Below are 14,729 nucleotides of genomic sequence, written 5' to 3' on the forward strand. Positions count from 1 at the left end.
GCTCTCGCCAAGTACCGCCGCTGTCCCACGACTTTGTGAAATTATTCACCCACCCTCTTGGCCCCGCGCGGCGATCGGTGCTGGAATGCGGCCACCACTTCACTGCTCGACGGCGCGCTAGGGGAGGGCAACGTGGCGTATTCCGCCATGTCTGGGAACGGAACGAACGCCGGTGACGATCCGCTCCAGACCGCGGTATGGCGGCTGCGCTCGCGGGCCTGCTGGGTCGACGCGGCGGCACTGCTGCCGTCGGACACGCCGACGTACTCGCTGCAGCGGGCGGGGCTGATGGTCGAACGGTGCCTGTACACCGAGGGGGGCTGGGAGGAGGCCGAGGACGCGCTGCGGACGGCGGAGGCGGTGGCCCGGACCGACGAGGAACGGGGCGCGGCGGCCTGCGAACGCGGCCAACTCGCCTACGCGGCCACGCTGCACGGCGTCCGCGACCGGGCCGACGAGGCGCGGGCCGCGCTCGGCAGGGCGGCGGCGCTGATCCCTCCGGGGGCACCGGGGCGGGCGCTGCTCGACTTCCGCCGGGGCCTGCTGGCGGAGAACCTGACCCGCTCCCCCCAGGCGGCCCGCGCCGCCTACCGCCGTGCCCACGCCGCCGCCACGGCCCACGCCGATCCGCTCCTGCTCTCCTTCACCTGGCGCCACCTGGCCGGACTCGCCCTGCGTGACGGCGAGTTGAGCGAAGCCCGGCACGGCTTCGCCGAGTCCCTGCGGATCAGAGAGGAACTCGGCTACCTGGTGGGCACAGCCCCAGCCCTCGTCTCCCTCGCCGACGCGGAATCCGAACCCGAGGCCTCCCGACTCCGCGAGGAGGCCGGCCGCCTCTTCCGCCTCCTGGGCGGCGTCCCGACCTGGCTGGCCCGCCAGCTGACCCCACCTGCACCTGGAGCGGCTACGGCGTGACGGCTGGGGCGGGGGGTTCGCTTACCGGCGCCGACAGGGTGCCGCTGCGCCCACCCGTGCCGCCCCAGCGGCACGACTGCCCGCGGCCGAGAAACCTGAGGGGCGCGGGGAACTGCGCGACCGGCCACGAACCACCCGCACCCGGCACACCGCCCGCACCCCCTACGGCGGGCCCCCGCGCAAACCCCGCCCCCGGTCAGCCGGCGTCGGCGAAATGCCCCGCCACCAGCGTCCGCACGACATCCAGCTCGCCCGCGATCAACGCCTCCAGCAGCGCCGCGTGCTCGGCCGCGTCCGACACGAGCTCGGCCCGAGCCCCGCGCAGCGGCAGTGCTCGCCGGTGCAGGTCCTCCGCGATCTGCACGAGCTGCTCGTTGCCCGCGAGGCCCAGCACCGCCCGGTGGAACGCACGGTCGGTCTCCGCGTACGTCGCCCGGCACCCGGTCGCCGCCACCCGGACCGACTCCTCGGCCAGCGGCCGCAGCGCGGCCCACCGCTCGGCCGGCACGCTGCGCGCGAGCCGCATCATCACCGGCACCTCGATCAGCGCCCGCACCTCGGCGAGTTCCGCGAGCTCCCGCGCACCCCGCCGCACGACCCGGAAGCCGCGGTTGGGCACGACCTCGACCGCGCCCTCCAGGGCCAGCTGCTGCATCGCCTCGCGCACGGGCGTCGCGGAGACCCCGAACCGCTCCCCGAGAGCAGGGCCCGAGTACACCTCGCCGGGCGCCAGCTCACCGCTCGCCAGTGCGGTCCGCAGCGCGTCCAGGATCTGGCCGCGCACGGACGCCCGCTGCACGGCGGGGCGCGGCTGCGGGATCGGCCGCTCACTGTGCGTGTGCTCGCCCCGCGCGGCGGGCGCGGCGGCGGTGTACCCGGCGGCCTCCCGGGCCGTCTCCCCGGAGCGGGTCTGCGCCGGCACCCGGGCCGTCTCGGCGGGAGCCGCGTGCGCGTCCTGCTTCACGGGTCCTCCTCCGGGTCGTCGGCACTTGGGTCATTAACGGCGGGTTGTTACTTGTCCGTCAAGCACCTTAGGCGCACAAGGCGCTGGTTCAAATTTCCGAACGACTGGGTAAGGTAAGGCTTACTTATCCGGCAGTCGGTCCGCACCCGATCGGTGGTAGCCCATGACCTCCCCCGTCTCCGCCGCCTACGCGCGCCTCACCGAGGTCTGCCCGGACCTGGTGATCACGGAGCTGGGGCCCGGCGACGCGGCACCGCGGGGCAGCGGCTGGATCGGCGCCGCCGAGCTCGCCGCGGGCGGCCCCGGCCTGGACGCCTTTCTCGCCTGGGACGAGGACCAGATCCGGCAGGACCACGGCCGGCCCGCCCGCCCCGACGTGGTCGCCGGCTTCGGCCTGCACCGCTACAGCTGGGCCGCCTGCCTGCTGATCACCCTCCCGTGGTTCCTGGACCGCCGGGTCCCCCGCCTCCCCGCGGCCGGGGTGTCGTACGACCGCACGGCGGGCCTGATGGCCGTACGCGTCGCCTCCTTCGCCTGTCTCCCGGGCGACCCGGCCGCGGCGCTGCCCGGCGCGGTGGTCGTGGCCGGCGAGGAGGCGCTGCGGGCCGAGGTGCGGGCGGCCGTCGCCGAGCACCTGGAACCGGTCCTCGGCGGCTTCGGGCCGCGGATGCGGCGGCGCGGGCGCGCGCTGTGGGGCATGGCGACCGACGAGATCGTCGAGGGGCTCTGGTACATCGCCGGACTGCTCGGGGACGAGGCACGGGCCGTACGCGAACTCGAACAGCTGCTCCCGGGCGCCACCAAGCCGTACGTCGGCTCGGCCGCCTTCCGGGTGCTGACCGGCCCGGCCGGGGAGCCGCTGCCGACCCGGGACCGGGCGAGCTGCTGCATGTACTACACGCTGCGCCCCGAGGACACCTGCACCACCTGCCCGCGCACCTGCGACGACGACCGGATCGCCAAACTGGCGGCGGCCACTGCGGCCTGAGGTTCTCTCAGGCCGTCGTACGGGGCCACCCCCGGGTCGGAGTACCGCCCGGCATCCACTAGGATCGCCGATGACAAGATCGCTCCTGCGTCGACAGTGAATTCACAACTTCCTCACTTGTCGCAGGAACTTTCCGAGGAACCACCCGTATGGGTAGTCTTACTCGAACTCAACTCCCGCCCCTCAAGCGGCAGTTCGAGCAGAATGCCGCCCTGGGGCATCCCCTTGCACTTCCTTGGCGGCCTCTTGCCCCGAAACCCCCTGAGGGCCAGTGGGATTGGGCCACTATGGCGGGCGATACGCCCTATCCCAATGCAAGGGACCCCAGATGAGACTGACCGACATATCGCTGAACTGGCTGCTACCCGGCGCCGTACTGCTCCTGGGCATGCTGGTCGCGGTGGCGGTGCTGGCGCGCTCCAAGCGGTCCGGCGGGGAGCACGCGAAGGACGACTCGTGGGAGCGTAGCGAGGAGCGGCGGCGGCGCAAGGAGGCCATATACGGCACCGTCTCCTACGCGCTCCTGTTCGCCTCCGCGTCGGTCGCGGCGGCCCTCTCGTTCCGCGGGCTGGTCGGCTTCGGCCAGCAGAACCTCGGCCTCTCCGACGGCTGGGAGTACCTCGTGCCGTTCGGTCTGGACGGCGCGGCGATGTTCTCCTCCGTCCTCGCGGTGCGCGAGGCGAGCCACGGTGACGCGGCCCTCGGCTCCCGGATACTCGTGTGGACGTTCGCCGGCGCCGCGGCCTGGTTCAACTGGGTGCACGCGCCCAGGGGCGTCGACCACGCGGGCGCTCCGCAGTTCTTCGCCGGCATGTCGCTGTCCGCGGCCGTCCTCTTCGACCGCGCGCTGAAGCAGACCCGCAAGGCCGCGCTGCGCGAGCAGGGCCTGGTGCCGCGTCCGCTGCCGCAGATCCGTATCGTCCGCTGGCTGCGCGCCCCCCGCGAGACCTACAAGGCCTGGTCGCTGATGCTCCTCGAGGGCGTGCGCAGCCTGGACGAGGCGGTCGACGAGGTGCGCGAGGACAAGCGGCAGAAGGAGACGAACCGGCTGCGCCGCCGCGAGCAGGACCGCCTGGAGCGGGCCCAGCTCAAGGCGATAAGCCGGGGCCACCGCGGCTTCGTCGGACGTGGCCGGCAGGACGAGGTGCACCAGGTGGAGCGCGCCTCCCAGCCCACTGCGGAGCCTGCCATAGCAGCGCCGGAGCAACTGCCCGTACGCCAGCGGCCCTCCCTGCAGCCCGTCCGCAAAGGGTCTGACCCGATCACGGTCGACCTGACCGCGGAGGACGACACAATGGCGCTTCCGCGGCTCGACTCGCTGGAGCGCAAGCTCAAGGACCTTGAGCAGCAGTTCGGCTGATCACCGGCTGCCGTACGACACCTCGGGACGGGGGCGTGACCTTCAGGGTCACGCCCCCGTCCCGTTGTGTGCGAGGCCGCGGCTAGGCCGCTTCCGCGTCCAGTTCGAACCACACCGACTTGCCGACCTCGTGCGCCTGCACACCCCACGCGTCCGCGAGGGAGTTGACCAGGACCAGGCCCCGGCCGTGGGTGCCGTCACCGGTGTCCGGTGCGCGCACGCGCGGCCTGCGGGCGGTGAAGTCCCGTACCTCCACGCGCAGTTGGCTCGGTTCCACGACGGCTGTGAGGACGGCCTCTCGGTCGGTGTGGACGAGCGCGTTGGTGACGAGTTCGCTGGTGAGCAGTTCCGCTATCTCGGAGCGGCCCGGATTCCCCCAGTGCCGCAGCAGTTCCCGCAGTTCCCTGCGCGCCTCGGGCACCGCCCGCAGGTCCGACCGTCCCAGCCGGCGCCTGAGCTGCGATGGATGTTCCCGTTCCGTCGTGTCGGCTTCTTCCCCCGTTGTCTTCGCCGAGGAGGCCCCGATGGCCACGGGACCGCCCCCTCGTGCCTGACTGTTCATGACCCCCGCCTGCACGCTGTTGCCGGTTCCCCTCCTGATCGAACACGTTCACGGGGATCCATGCCCGCTCGGGCACGGGCCAGTCATGTCACGTCGATGACGCCGGGGTGTTCGGCCATGTCCCGGATCGGCCCCTGCGCGTACGCCGCCGCCCGGACCGTCCCGTACGCGCCAACGGTGCCACGGACCAGACGTGAATCAGCCCCTCGCACAACCCCCCGAGCTGATTCACGCGGTCCATGGCACCGGCGAAGCTGGCCGAAAGCCGACCTTCCGCCTACTGGCCCCGGTGGCCTGTGGGGCCGATGTGAGTGATCTTGTGGGTGCGGCGGTTCACGTCGACGACCAGCTTCGTGGTGGTGTTGCGGCTCCAGGTGAGGGTGATGACGGCCTCGGTGTGGTTCGCCGTGCCGTTGTCGGTCACCTTCCACTTGAGCGGGGTGTTCTGGGCCCGCAGCACCCCGTCGGCGTGCTCGCGGTCCTCCCAGGCCGCCAGCTTCTTCAGGTAGGTCGGGTCGATGTAGTAGGCGCGCAGCGCGGTGGGCAGGTCGCCGCTGCCGTCCGGGTCGGTCTCCGCGTCGATGTAGGCGCCGTAGAAGTCCGCGATGCGGGTGATGTTGTCGGCCGGGCTTCCGCTCACGCTGCGCGAGGCGCCGGCCGAGGCCTGGGCGGTGGCGCCGAGCCCGAGGGCCACGGCGAGGACGCCGGCGGTGAGGACGGCGCGGGTCTTGCTGCTCATGTCTGTTTCCCCGTGTTCTGTGAGTGCTGGTGCGGGTGACGGACCGTTGGGGTCCGTTGGGGCCGTCCTCCCGTCCCCCGGGCGAGAGGACGGCCCCGGTCTGTGCGGTGGCCGTGGGTCAGTGGAGCTTGTTCACGGCCGTGGTGGCGGTCTTCTTGAACGCCTTCACCGGCGCGTCCCCGAAGCCGCCGAGCTGCCCCCAGTCGACGACCGTGACGGTGCGCCCCTCCCGGCCGAGTGCGATCAGCCGGATGTCGCCGGCGCCCCAGGAGGTCACGGTGTGCAGGGCGTAGACATGGGCGCCGTCCCCGACGGGCAGGTCGCCGTGGTCCTGGAAGGCGGCCTCGGTCTCCGGGTCCTCCATCTCGATCCGGTCCGCGCAGGACACGATGTCCTCGTCCAGCTTCGCGAACCGGCCCTTGGCCTTGCTGACGCTGGGCAGTACGGCGCTGACCTGACGGGCACCGGTGTCGAGGTCGGTCCGGAACTCCCGGTACCAGGTGTCCTGGCCGGTGCCGAGTCCGACGCCCACGCAGATGTCCTGCCGGAGCGCGTCCGGTACGCCGGCGGTGACCCTGCCGGCCGTCCAGGACGTGCCGGGGCGCGGCGGAAGGTCGGCGGCGGCGAGGAAACCGGGTGCCTTCGGGGCGGCGGCCGCCGGGGCGGCGAGTGCGGTGCCGACGGCCAGTGCGGCGCCGGCGAGTGCGGTGAGCGCGCCTACTCGGGTGCGCTTGGGCATGGGTGATCCCCCGTGAATCGGTGCATGGGTGTGGGATGCCGCCGACGGCTCCGGATGGTCGGTCCGGCCCTGGTCGGTGCGACACCAGAAGCATCGGCGGTCACCCGCGGCCACCGCAACGGCTCCCGCCCGTTCCGCCGCCCTGGAACCATCCCAGCCCCGCTGACGTGCAGGTATATGAGTGCCTGGGATACGGACGACCGGGGGAGGGTGCCCGTGCGCGACGACGTCGAGGAGTTCGCGGCGCTGCTACGGCAGTTGAAGGACCGTACGGACCGGAGCTACGGCTCCCTGGCCCGCCGCCTGAACATGAACACCTCCACCCTGCACCGCTACTGCGCGGGCGAGGCGGTGCCGCAGGACTTCGCTCCGGTGGAGCGTCTGGCGGCGTTCTGCGGGGCGACACCTCAGGAGCGGCTCGAACTCCACGAGCGCTGGCTGCGGGCGGTGGCGGCCCGGCAGCGACCGCGTACACCCTTACCGGATCCGGAACCGGAATCGGAGACCCCCGAACCGGCGGCGGAAGCCGATGAACAACCGGTGCCGACACCGTCCCCCGCCCCGCGCCCCTGGTACCGCCGGCGCCGTACGCTCGCCGCCTCGGCCGTGGCCACCGTCCTGCTGGTGACGCTCGGCAGCCTGTCCGCCCTCTCGGACGACCGGCACCCCGACGACACCGCGGCCCGGCACTCCGGCACCTCCCCCACGACCGCCGCGGGCGACGCCCGGCGCCACGGCCCCTCGCCCACCGCCACGACTCCGAGCCCGACCTCGTCCGCCCCTTCGCCCACCCCTTCCCAGGGCGGCGCGAAGACCCCCTCCCCCTCCGGCCGGAGCACGACCACCGCCCCGGCCCCGACCGGCGTCCCCCTCACCTGGACGGCCGACTCCCAGATCTGGGAAGGGGGCTGCGGCCACGACTACGTCATCGACAAGCAGCCGGCCCAGGTACCGCCCCCGCCCGTCCCGCAGGACGCCGGCACCTGGGCGGCCACCCAGAACGCGGTGCACGGCGGCAACACGATCGTGGACATCTCCGTGCAGGGCCGTTCGACCACCGCCGTCGTCCTGGAGGACCTGCGGGTGCGGGTCGTCGGCCGTACCGCGCCCGCGCCCGGTATCGCCTACTCCACGGCCGACGGCTGCGGCGGCGGGCTCACCCCGCGCTACTTCGACGTGAACCTGGACAAGGACCGCCCGATCGCGCGCCCGGTGGCCGGCGAGGGCCCGGACGGGAAGACCGTCTCGACCATGCACCTGCCCTATCGGGTCTCGTCCACGGACCCGGAGGTACTGCGCGTCAAGGCGAACACCGTCGGCTGCGACTGCCGCTGGTACCTCGAACTCGACTGGTCGTCCCAGGGCCGCTCGGGCACGGTCCGCATCGACGACCACGGGCAGCCCTTCCGCACCAGCTCCATCAAGGGCCTGCCCCACTACTGGTACGGCTTCGTCGACGGCGCCCGCCAGTGGGTACCGCTCACCGACTGAGCCACGGCCACTGGGCTACGGGCGCGGCACGTTGCGGAGGTTGGAGCGGGCCATCTGGAGCATGCGGCCGACGCCTCCGTCGAGGACCATCTTGGAGGCGGAGAGGGCGAAGCCGGTGACCATCTCGGCCTTGATCTTCGGGGGGATGGAGAGCGCGTTGGGGTCGGTGACCACGTCGACCAGGGCCGGTCCCTTGTGCTGGAAGGCGTCCTTGAGCGCGCCGGCGAGCTGCTTCGGCTTCTCGACCCGCACCCCGTAGGCGCCGCAGGCCCGGGCGACGGCGGCGAAGTCGGGGTTGGTGTTGGCGGTGCCGTACGCGGGAAGTCCCGCGACCAGCATCTCCAGCTCGACCATGCTGAGCGCCGAGTTGTTGAACAGGACCACCTTCACCGGCAGGTCGTACTGGACCAGGGTCAGGAAGTCGCCCATCAGCATGGCAAACCCGCCGTCGCCGGACATCGACACGACCTGCCGCCGCCGGTCGGTGAACTGGGCGCCGATCGCCATCGGCAGCGCGTTGGCCATCGAGCCGTGCGAGAAGGAACCGATCACCCGGCGGCGGCCGTTGGGCGAGAGGTAACGGGCCGCCCAGACGTTGCACATCCCGGTGTCGACGGTGAACACCGCGTCGTCGGCGGCGAGTTCGTCGAGGACGGAGGCCACGTACTCGGGGTGGATCGGGACGTGCTTCTCCACCTTCCGGGTGTACGCCTTGACCACTCCCTCCAGCGCGTCCGCGTGCTTCTTGAGCATCCGGTCGAGGAACCGCCGGTTCTCCTTGGCCCGCACGCGCGGCACCAGACAGCGCAGCGTCTCGCGTACATCGCCCCACACCGCCAGGTCGAGCCGGGAGCGGCGGCCCAGCACCTCGGGGCGGACGTCGACCTGGACGATCTGCACGTCGTCGGGGAGGAAGGCGTTGTACGGGAAGTCGGTGCCGAGCAGGATCAGCAGGTCGCACTCGTGGGTGGCCTCGTAGGCGGCGCCGTAGCCGAGCAGTCCGCTCATGCCGACGTCGTACGGGTTGTCGTACTGGATCCACTCCTTGCCGCGCAGGGCGTGGCCCACCGGCGACTTGATCCTCTCCGCCAGCTCCATGACCTCCGCGTGCGCGCCCGCCGTGCCGCTGCCGCAGAACAGGGTCACCTTGTCCGCCTCGTCGATCATCGCGACCAGCCTGTCCAACTCCTCGTCGCCGGGGCGGACGGTGGGCCGGGAGGTGACGATGGCGGCCGAGGCGGTCTGCTCCGGGGCGGGCTGGTCGGCGATGTCACCCGGCAGGGAGACGACACTCACCCCGCTGCGGCCGACCGCGTGCTGGATGGCGGTCTGCAGGAGCCGGGGCATCTGCTGCGGGTGGGAGATCAGCTCGCTGTAGTGGCTGCACTCCTGGAAGAGCCGGTCGGGGTGGGTCTCCTGGAAGTAGCCCAGGCCGATCTCGCTGGAGGGGATGTGGGAGGCGAGGGCGAGCACCGGGGCCATGGAGCGGTGGGCGTCGTAGAGGCCGTTGATGAGGTGCAGGTTGCCCGGGCCGCAGGAGCCGGCGCAGGCCGCCAGTCTGCCGGTGATCTGCGCCTCGGCGCCGGCCGCGAAGGCGGCGGTCTCCTCGTGGCGGACGTGGATCCAGTCGATGGCGGAGTTGCGGCGGACGGCGTCGACGACCGGGTTGAGGCTGTCGCCGACGACCCCGTAGAGGCGGCGCACACCGGCGCGGACGAGGATGTCGACGAACTGCTCGGCGACGTTCTGCTTGGCCATGGCGGACGGGTGCCCCTTCCCTGTGCGTGGATACCTCCCATCCACGCACAGGGGCCGCCGTCACGCCTCCCAGACGGCCGCCGCCGTACGGTCGTCCGCGTAGCCCTTGACCCGCACCTGGGCGTCCGCGAGGAACGCGGCGAGGCCGGGCGGGGTATGGCCGGACCAGCGCCGGGACAGGTAGGCGCAGAGGGCGGGCTCGCCGCGCAGCGGGTCGGCGAGGCCGCCGGTGCACATCACCAGGGCATCACCCGGGCGGGCTACCGAGGCCCGGAAAAGGAAGGGGTCGCGGGGCGGTTGGGGGGCCGGTTCGTACGGGCTCGGCGGGGTCGGGATGCCGAGGTCCATGGTGAGCCGGTCGCCCTCGGGGGTCTCGGCGGGCAGCGAGCCGAAGCCGACCACGGCCTCCCCGGCGGAGTCGCTGTCGACGCGCGGTTCGATGTCCTGCCACTGGCCGTCCCGGAGCCGGAACAGTCCGCCCGCGCCGGTGCCGAAGAAGACGCGGGTACGGCACTGGGGGTGGGCGGGGATGAGCAGGCAGCGCAGGCTGGCCGCGTACTCGCCGGGGGCGACGCCCTGTTCGGCGGCGCTGGCGCGGAGCTTGCCGAGGCTGCGGTCGGTGAGCCGGTGCAGCCCGGACTTGAGGTCGCCGCGCCGGGCGGCCTGGATGTCCTCGGTGAGCCGCTGGTGGCTGCGGCCCACGGCCCGGGCGATCCAGGCGCAGACCTCGGCGGCGGCCCGGTGCGCGCCCGGGGTGGCCCGGGCGCCGGTGGCCATCGCGACGAGGACCAGGGCCTGGTCGCCGGTCCCGAACCGGGCGGTGAGCAGCGCGTCGCGGCGCGGCTCGCCCCGGTAGCGGGCGGAGTCGCCGCGCTGGGAGACCGCCCGCAGGGTGCAGGAGCCGTACCGGGCGCCGTCCAGCACGGTGTCGGCGACCAGGTCGTCGAGTTCGTCGGGGTCGGCGGCGGGCAGGGCGGTGGGCTCGGCGTCGTAGGTGGGCGGACCGGAGCCGACGTACTCGACGGAGGAGGCGGCCGGCGCGGGGAGCAGGACGGCCGACGGGGAGTGCGGCGGGGGCAGCGGGTCCGGGGCGGCGTGCGGATCCGGGATGGCGGGGGTGGCCGGGGTGGCCGGGGCCGAGTGCAGTGGGAGGGTGGTCAGGTCGAGTCGGGTCGCGGGGTGGGAGCCCGCCGGGACGTCGTCGTCCGTCTCCAGCAGTTCCTGGTCCTCCTCGTCCCACGGCCAGGACTTCGGGTCGGCCCCGGCGTCCTCGGCCTCGGCGGGCGCCCCGGTGGAGGCGGTGGGCGCGCGCTGGGCCGGCACCGTCGGCGGTGGCGACGGTGGAGGCGGTGGCGGTTCGTCCTCGGGCTCCACGACGACGCCCCGCCGTCCCCCCACCGTGTTCTTCGCCGAGACGAAGCGGTCGTCCAGGGAATCGGGTGCGGTCGTGGGGCCGGTGTCCTCGGTGGAGTCGTCGTACAACTGCCCCCACCAGTCGTCCTCGTGACGGGCGGGCCTACCCCCTGGCTGGCTCATGCCCCTAATTGTCCACCGCGCGGGCCGGATGAAAACGGGGCATCCGGAAAATCCCGCACCCGACCCGGTCTCGAACGGCGTGTCGAGGGACATCGTGAACACCCGTACGAGGAAAGGGAGTCGAGGGCACGCGGGGGACACGGGGGACGCACGGCACGGATGACACGGATGACACGTGTGAGTCGCCGGGTGGTCCCACCCCCCACGGGAGAACCACCCGGCGACACCCGGAGTGACCCGGCCCCAGATCCCCTACGCGTGCGCGCGTCATGGGCCCGGGTCACCGTTCGGACGGCCGGACGCGACGGCGCCGACCGGAAGGCCGGATTGTGACGGGCTTTTCTTGCGGCCGGCTGTGAATCACGGGTCCGGATCCCGTGCATCACGGATCCCGATCCCATGCATCACCCCTCCGGATCCGAGGCGTCACATCCGGATCCGCTGCGGGGCTGCCGCGGTGACGCGATCTTGGCAGAGTGACCGGCGGTACGGGGATGATGTGCCCCGGCGGGTTTGCGCCGTGGCCGGTTCCCGCCAGGGGCGCCGCGCCGGGCTTCGAGGGAGGACAGCGGGTCGATGCTGACAGCGCTCGGTCTGGACGAGTGGGACGAGTCGGCGTACCGCGCGCTGGTGTCCGTGGGCGCCGCCGACGTGCCCGATCTGGCCCAGCGGCTGACGCTGGCCGAGCCGGACACCGAGCGGGCGCTGCGCCGGCTGGAGCGGCACGGGCTGGCGGCCCAGTCCTCGGGCCGGCCGGGCCGCTGGGTGGCGGCACCGCCCGGGGTCGCGCTGGGCGCGCTGCTCACCCAGCAGCGGCACGAGCTGGAGAAGGCCGAGCTGGCGGCGGCGCTGCTGGCCGAGGAGTACCGGGCGACGGCCGCCGAGCCGGCGGTGCACGACCTGGTGGAGGTGGTGACCGGCGCCCCGGCCGTCGCCCAGCGGTTCCTGCAGCTCCAGCTGGGCGCCTCGGACGAGGTGCGCGCGCTGGTCACCGGCAATCCGATGGTGGTCTCCGGGACGGAGAACGACGCGGAGGAACAGGCCGCCGGCCGCGGGGTGCGGTACCGGGTGGTGGTGGAGCGGTCGGTGCTCGATCTGCCGCACGGGATCACGGAGTTGACGGCCGCGCTGGGCCGGGACGAGCAGGTGCGGGTGGTGGACCAGGTCCCGACCAAGCTGGTGGTGGCCGACCGCGCCCTGGCCCTGGTCCCGCTCACCTCGCACAGCTCCGAGCCCGCCGCGCTGGTGGTGCACGCCAGCGGCCTGCTGGAGCTCCTCTGCGAACTGTTCGAGTCGGTGTGGCGTACGGCGCTGCCGCTGCGCCTCGGCGGGTCCGGGGTGGCCGAGGAGCCGCCGGACGGCCCCGACGCCACCGATCTGGAGGTGCTGTCGCTCCTGCTGGCCGGGATGACCGACGCGAGCGTGGCCAAGCAGCTCGATCTGGGCCTGCGGACCGTGCAGCGCCGGGTGAAGCGGCTGATGGAGCTGGCCGGGGTGACGACCCGGCTGCAGCTGGGCTGGCACGCGTACGAGCGGGGCTGGGTGGCCCGGGACTGACGTACACGGCACTCTGGGCAGATGGGAGCAGGGGAACTCCTGCTGGTCGGCCTGGTGCTGGTGCTCGGCCTGTGCGGAGTGCTGGTGCCCGGGGTGCCGGGTTCGTGGCTGGTGTGGGCCGCGGTGCTGTGGTGGGCGCTGTACGACCCGCGCCCGGTGGCCTGGGCGGTCCTGGTCGGGGCGACCGGGGTGCTGCTGGCCTCGCTCGTGGTGCGCTGGGCGCTGCCCCCGCGCCGGCTGCGGGCGAGCGGTGCCACGCCCCGGATGGCCGGGTACGCCGGGACCGGCGCCGTCCTCGGCTTCGTGCTGCTCCCCGTGGTGGGCGCGATCCCCGGTTTCATGGCCGGGATCTACCTGCACGAACGGCTCCGCCTGGGCCGCCGGGCCGAGGCGCTGGCCGCGCTGCGCGCCACCATGGCCGCGGGCGGCTCCAGCGTGCTGGCCGAGCTGTTCGCCTGCCTGCTGATCGCGGCGGGCTGGCTGGCGGCGGTGATCTGGGGCGGCTGACCCGCCCGGCCATTCAGAGAAGTTCGACGAGTGGGACGGCGGCGGCCAGGGCGCTCATGCCGGCGTCGTTGAAGTGCAGGTGGTCGCCGGGGTCGTAGGCGGGCCGGATGCGTCCCGGCTGCTCCGGGTCGCGGACCACGGCGTCGAAGTCGACGACCGCGTCGAAGACGTGCTCGGTGCGGATCAGCGCGTTGACCTGCTGCCGTACGGCCTCCCGGGCCTCGGTGTAGCCGCTGTACCCGGCGTACGGCGTGAGTGTGGCGCCGACGACCCGGATCCCCCGCGCGTGGGCGCGGGCCACGACGGTCCGGTAGGCCCGGACGAAGTCCCAGGGGTCGGTGGCCTCCGGGGTGCCCTTGATGTCGTTGATGCCTTCGAGGAGGACCAGTGTCCGGACGCCCGCCCGGCCGAGACCGTCCGCGTCCAGCCGGTTCAGCGCGCTCGGTCCCCCGGTGCTGTCGCTCAGCAGGCGGTTGCCGGAGATCCCGGCGTTGAGGACGCCGATCCGGAGGGGCCGCAGCCGGTCGGCGAGCCGGTCGGGCCAGCGGTGGTTGGTGCCGATGCTGGAGCCGTTGCCGTCGGTGAGGGAGTCGCCGAAGGCGACCACACTGCCGAGGGGCACGCTGTCCACGTCGACCCCGGAGACGTAGTACCAGTTGCCGGTGGTCCGGGTGAAGGCGTCCCCGCTCTCGTCGGCGGCCCGCCCGGCGCCGGCCTCGGCGAGGTAGCTCGTCTGCAGCGCGACGCGGTGATAGGTGGCCGGTCCGGAGTCGCCCGGGGTCTCGACGGTGACGAGCAGGTCGGCGGCGGCCGGGACGACGAGCGGCACGGGATCGCTGACCAGGTCCTGTCCGACGGGGACGACGGCGGTGTCGGCGCCGTCGAAGGTGGCGAGGCGCATCGACCCGGGGACCGCGTCCGCGCCGGCGCCCTGGCGCAGGGCGACGGTGACCGCGCCGAGCCGGAGCGGCGCGCTGCCGAGCCGGTTGCTGATCCGGACCCGTACGGCGCTTCCCCCGACGCTCAGATGCACGACGTTGCGGAACGCCGCGCCGGGAACCTGGCGGACGGTACCGGAGGGCGCGGCCTCCCAGCTCCCGGCCCACAGCGAGGGGGCGGCCTCGGCACCGGCCCGCCCCGTCGTCCCCATCACCAGCAGCAACGCCGCGCCGACGACCCGCCCGACCTTGACCATCCGCACGCCCGCCCTTCCGAAGCCCCACTGGAGGGGAAGGTGACATACGAAGGGTGGGAGGGGCGGCAACTGGACCGGGGGGACACTCGGGTGGCGCAGCGCGATGGGGGGGGCGGCCGAGGGGGGTGGTGGCGGTGGTGGCGGTGCGGCTGGGGGGTGGGGCTGAGCGCGCCCACGCGGCGGAGCCGCACATCGATACAGCCCCGCGCCCCTGAAGGGGCGCTGTCCAGCCGCTTCTCCTCAGTCACGGGCAGCCGCGGGCAGGCGTGCCGCAGGGCGGCACAGGTGGGCGCGGGCGGCACCCTGCCAGCGCCGGTAAGCCCCGTTATGTTTTCCGCGGTCCTGCAAGAGGGCCGCTGGCCTCCGGGCCCGGCATGACTTTTGCCCCCTGTCGAACGGATGACCTGGGGGGTGGTGT

Annotated in this window: 13 protein-coding genes; 6 read left to right on the forward strand and 7 right to left on the reverse strand. The window is 73.3% G+C overall.

What is annotated here, in order from left to right; translation table 11 throughout:
- Positions 1–147: 147 nt before the first annotated feature.
- Entirely contained in the window at positions 148–915 is a 768-nt protein-coding gene (locus tag ACFZDK_RS29660) for a hypothetical protein (protein WP_390976964.1), read from the forward strand.
- Between the two features lie 196 nt (positions 916–1,111).
- Here the strand turns inward: ACFZDK_RS29660 and ACFZDK_RS29665 are convergent, their stop codons facing one another.
- The gene (locus tag ACFZDK_RS29665) at positions 1,112–1,879 is read right to left on the reverse strand and encodes an FCD domain-containing protein (protein ID WP_390976965.1); all 768 of its coding nucleotides are present in this window, start codon (positions 1,877–1,879) and stop codon (positions 1,112–1,114) included.
- A 163-nt stretch (positions 1,880–2,042) separates the two neighbouring features.
- Between ACFZDK_RS29665 and ACFZDK_RS29670 the strand changes: the two genes are divergently transcribed.
- Positions 2,043–2,867 (forward strand): (2Fe-2S)-binding protein, encoded by an 825-nt coding sequence (locus tag ACFZDK_RS29670; RefSeq protein ID WP_390976966.1) that lies wholly within the window; start codon positions 2,043–2,045, stop codon positions 2,865–2,867.
- A gap of 328 nt (positions 2,868–3,195) precedes the next feature.
- Positions 3,196–4,227 (forward strand): DUF2637 domain-containing protein, encoded by a 1,032-nt coding sequence (locus ACFZDK_RS29675; RefSeq protein WP_355707536.1) that lies wholly within the window; start codon positions 3,196–3,198, stop codon positions 4,225–4,227.
- An 82-nt stretch (positions 4,228–4,309) separates the two neighbouring features.
- Here the strand turns inward: ACFZDK_RS29675 and ACFZDK_RS29680 are convergent, their stop codons facing one another.
- From ACFZDK_RS29680 to ACFZDK_RS29690, 3 genes are all read right to left on the reverse strand, one after another.
- Entirely contained in the window at positions 4,310–4,759 is a 450-nt protein-coding gene (locus ACFZDK_RS29680) for an ATP-binding protein (RefSeq protein ID WP_390976967.1), read from the reverse strand.
- A 307-nt stretch (positions 4,760–5,066) separates the two neighbouring features.
- Complete coding sequence (locus ACFZDK_RS29685; RefSeq protein WP_390976968.1) at positions 5,067–5,528, reverse strand: hypothetical protein; 462 nt, start codon at positions 5,526–5,528, stop codon at positions 5,067–5,069.
- Positions 5,529–5,646: 118 nt separating this feature from the next.
- Positions 5,647–6,267, reverse strand: a complete 621-nt coding sequence (locus ACFZDK_RS29690) for a hypothetical protein (RefSeq protein ID WP_390976969.1) — start codon at positions 6,265–6,267, stop codon at positions 5,647–5,649.
- 177 nt (positions 6,268–6,444) lie between these two features.
- Here ACFZDK_RS29690 and ACFZDK_RS29695 point away from each other — a divergent pair, with 177 nt between their 5' ends.
- Positions 6,445–7,758: a helix-turn-helix domain-containing protein gene (locus ACFZDK_RS29695; protein WP_390976970.1), complete on the forward strand. Its 1,314-nt coding sequence runs from the start codon at positions 6,445–6,447 to the stop codon at positions 7,756–7,758.
- A gap of 15 nt (positions 7,759–7,773) precedes the next feature.
- Here the strand turns inward: ACFZDK_RS29695 and ACFZDK_RS29700 are convergent, their stop codons facing one another.
- Positions 7,774–9,516, reverse strand: coding sequence for a pyruvate dehydrogenase (locus tag ACFZDK_RS29700; RefSeq protein ID WP_390976971.1), 1,743 nt, complete (start codon positions 9,514–9,516; stop codon positions 7,774–7,776).
- 60 nt (positions 9,517–9,576) lie between these two features.
- Positions 9,577–11,052 (reverse strand): protein phosphatase 2C domain-containing protein, encoded by a 1,476-nt coding sequence (locus ACFZDK_RS29705; protein WP_390976972.1) that lies wholly within the window; start codon positions 11,050–11,052, stop codon positions 9,577–9,579.
- A 576-nt stretch (positions 11,053–11,628) separates the two neighbouring features.
- Between ACFZDK_RS29705 and ACFZDK_RS29710 the strand changes: the two genes are divergently transcribed.
- Both ACFZDK_RS29710 and ACFZDK_RS29715 read left to right on the forward strand, forming a co-directional pair.
- The gene (locus ACFZDK_RS29710; protein WP_390976973.1) at positions 11,629–12,609 is read left to right on the forward strand and encodes a helix-turn-helix domain-containing protein; all 981 of its coding nucleotides are present in this window, start codon (positions 11,629–11,631) and stop codon (positions 12,607–12,609) included.
- A 21-nt stretch (positions 12,610–12,630) separates the two neighbouring features.
- A complete protein-coding gene (locus ACFZDK_RS29715) occupies positions 12,631–13,116 on the forward strand; it encodes a DUF456 family protein (protein WP_390976974.1) in 486 nt (161 codons plus the stop codon).
- 13 nt (positions 13,117–13,129) lie between these two features.
- On the opposite strand, the gene ACFZDK_RS29720 is transcribed toward ACFZDK_RS29715, so the two are convergent.
- The gene (locus ACFZDK_RS29720) at positions 13,130–14,311 is read right to left on the reverse strand and encodes a GDSL-type esterase/lipase family protein (RefSeq protein ID WP_390976995.1); all 1,182 of its coding nucleotides are present in this window, start codon (positions 14,309–14,311) and stop codon (positions 13,130–13,132) included.
- Positions 14,312–14,729 lie beyond the last annotated feature (418 nt).

This window comes from Streptomyces sp. NPDC007901 (assembly GCF_042959465.1).
GTDB lineage: Bacteria > Actinomycetota > Actinomycetes > Streptomycetales > Streptomycetaceae > Streptomyces.

What these genes read in the sequence shown, in the direction of transcription:
- ACFZDK_RS29660 (WP_390976964.1), top strand. Translation starts at nt 148, where the DNA reads ATGTCTGGGAACGGAACGAACGCCGGTGACGATCCGCTCCAGACCGCG.
- ACFZDK_RS29670 (WP_390976966.1), top strand. Translation starts at nt 2,043, where the DNA reads ATGACCTCCCCCGTCTCCGCCGCCTACGCGCGCCTCACCGAGGTCTGC.
- ACFZDK_RS29675 (WP_355707536.1), top strand. Translation starts at nt 3,196, where the DNA reads ATGAGACTGACCGACATATCGCTGAACTGGCTGCTACCCGGCGCCGTA.
- ACFZDK_RS29685 (WP_390976968.1), bottom strand. Translation starts at nt 5,528, where the DNA reads ATGAGCAGCAAGACCCGCGCCGTCCTCACCGCCGGCGTCCTCGCCGTG.
- ACFZDK_RS29690 (WP_390976969.1), bottom strand. Translation starts at nt 6,267, where the DNA reads ATGCCCAAGCGCACCCGAGTAGGCGCGCTCACCGCACTCGCCGGCGCC.
- ACFZDK_RS29695 (WP_390976970.1), top strand. Translation starts at nt 6,445, where the DNA reads ATGAGTGCCTGGGATACGGACGACCGGGGGAGGGTGCCCGTGCGCGAC.
- ACFZDK_RS29700 (WP_390976971.1), bottom strand. Translation starts at nt 9,516, where the DNA reads ATGGCCAAGCAGAACGTCGCCGAGCAGTTCGTCGACATCCTCGTCCGC.
- ACFZDK_RS29705 (WP_390976972.1), bottom strand. Translation starts at nt 11,052, where the DNA reads ATGAGCCAGCCAGGGGGTAGGCCCGCCCGTCACGAGGACGACTGGTGG.
- ACFZDK_RS29710 (WP_390976973.1), top strand. Translation starts at nt 11,629, where the DNA reads ATGCTGACAGCGCTCGGTCTGGACGAGTGGGACGAGTCGGCGTACCGC.
- ACFZDK_RS29715 (WP_390976974.1), top strand. Translation starts at nt 12,631, where the DNA reads ATGGGAGCAGGGGAACTCCTGCTGGTCGGCCTGGTGCTGGTGCTCGGC.
- ACFZDK_RS29720 (WP_390976995.1), bottom strand. Translation starts at nt 14,311, where the DNA reads ATGGTCAAGGTCGGGCGGGTCGTCGGCGCGGCGTTGCTGCTGGTGATG.